The sequence below is a fragment of the Schinkia azotoformans LMG 9581 genome (assembly GCF_000307855.1).
GTDB lineage: Bacteria > Bacillota > Bacilli > Bacillales > Bacillaceae_J > Schinkia > Schinkia azotoformans.
In genome coordinates this window covers 1-1,934 of record NZ_AJLR01000056.1, presented here as the reverse complement: position 1 = coordinate 1,934, position 1,934 = coordinate 1, and the positions used below count along the sequence as shown (strand labels likewise).

Genomic DNA, 1,934 nt, shown 5'->3' with positions numbered 1-1,934 from the left:
TGGGCCTATTCACTGCGGCTGGCTTTTACACCAGCACCCCTTCTCCCGAAGTTACGGGGCTATTTTGCCGAGTTCCTTAACGAGAGTTCTCTCGATCACCTGAGGCTACTCGCCTCGACTACCTGTGTCGGTTTGCGGTACGGGTAGATATGACTTTACGCTAGAAGCTTTTCTTGGCAGTGTGACATCAGAGAGTTCGCAACCGTAGTTGCTTCCCCATCACAGCTCAATGTTAGAGAGAAATGCATTTGACACATCTCACACCTCACTGCTTAGACCAGAATCCATTAACTGGCATCTCTTAGCCTACTGCGTCCCTCCATCACGATCATATCTAGTACTGGAATATCAACCAGTTGTCCATCGACTACGCCTTTCGGCCTCGCCTTAGGTCCCGACTAACCCAGGGCGGACGAGCCTTCCCCTGGAAACCTTAGTCTTACGGTGGATAAGATTCTCACTTATCTTGCGCTACTCATACCGGCATTCTCACTTCTTAACGCTCCAGCACTCCTCACGGTATACCTTCATCGCGGTTAAGAACGCTCTCCTACCATTGATAAAATATCAATCCAAAGCTTCGGTAATATGTTTAGCCCCGGTACATTTTCGGCGCAGGGTCACTCGACTAGTGAGCTATTACGCACTCTTTGAATGATAGCTGCTTCTGAGCTAACATCCTAGTTGTCTGTGCAACCCCACATCCTTTTCCACTTAACATATATTTTGGGACCTTAGCTGTTGGTCTGGGCTGTTTCCCTTTCGACTACGGATCTTAGCACTCGCAGTCTGACTGCCGAACATGTGTATTAGCATTCGGAGTTTATCTGAGATTGGTAATCCTAGACGGACCCCTCACCCAAACAGTGCTCTACCTCCAATACACTTACATTTCGACGCTAGCCCTAAAGCTATTTCGGAGAGAACCAGCTATCTCCCAGTTCGTTTGGAATTTCTCCGCTATCCACAAGTCATCCAAACACTTTTCAACGTGTCCTGGTTCGGGCCTCCAGTGCGTCTTACCACACCTTCACCCTGCTCATGGATAGGTCACTAGGTTTCGGGTCTACATCATGATACTAAGTCGCCCTATTCAGACTCGGTTTCCCTACGGCTCCGTCTCTTCAACTTAACCTCGCATCATAACGTAACTCGCCGGTTCATTCTACAAAAGGCACGCTCTCACCCATTAACGGGCTCGAACTTCTTGTAGGCACACGGTTTCAGGTGCTATTTCACTCCCCTCTCGGGGTTCTTTTCACCTTTCCCTCACGGTACTGGTTCACTATCGGTCACTAAGGAGTATTTAGGGTTGGGAGATGGTCCTCCCGGATTCAAACTGGATTTCGCGTGTCCAGCCCTACTCAGGATACTGCTAGGTATAAGCGCTATTTCGTCTACGGGATTATTACCCTCTTTGATTAACCTTCCCAGGTTATTCGACTATAATGCTTAAGTCCACGTTGCAGTCCTACAACCCCAAGAAGCAAGCTTCTTGGTTTGCCCTTCTTCGCGTTCGCTCGCCGCTACTTACGAAATCGTTTTTACTTTCTCTTCCTGCAGGTACTTAGATGTTTCAGTTCTCTGCGTTACCTTTACATGAGCTATGTATTCACTCATGAATAACTGCTAGTAGCAGCTGGGTTTCCCCATTCGGAGACCTAGGGATCAATGCGTACTTACTGCTCCCCCTAGAATATCGTCGTTAGTCACGTCCTTCATCGGCTCTTAGTGCCAAGGCATCCACCGTGCGCCCTTATTAACTTTGCCATGATGATTTATAATCATCGTTTTTCAAGTATAAGTTTGTAAATTCTTTAAAATTCACAGCTTTTGGTTTATTTATCGTTATTAGATATTGTTATTTAGTTTTCAATGTTCAAGTGATTTTAACGTCTTGTCTGACAATGGAGCCTAGCGGGATCGAACCGCTG

1 rRNA gene is annotated in these 1,934 nt (G+C 46.9%); it reads right to left on the bottom strand.

What is annotated here, in order from left to right:
- A 23S ribosomal RNA gene (locus BAZO_RS10140) occupies positions 1-1,770 on the bottom strand; the annotation flags it as partial.
- Positions 1,771-1,934 lie beyond the last annotated feature (164 nt).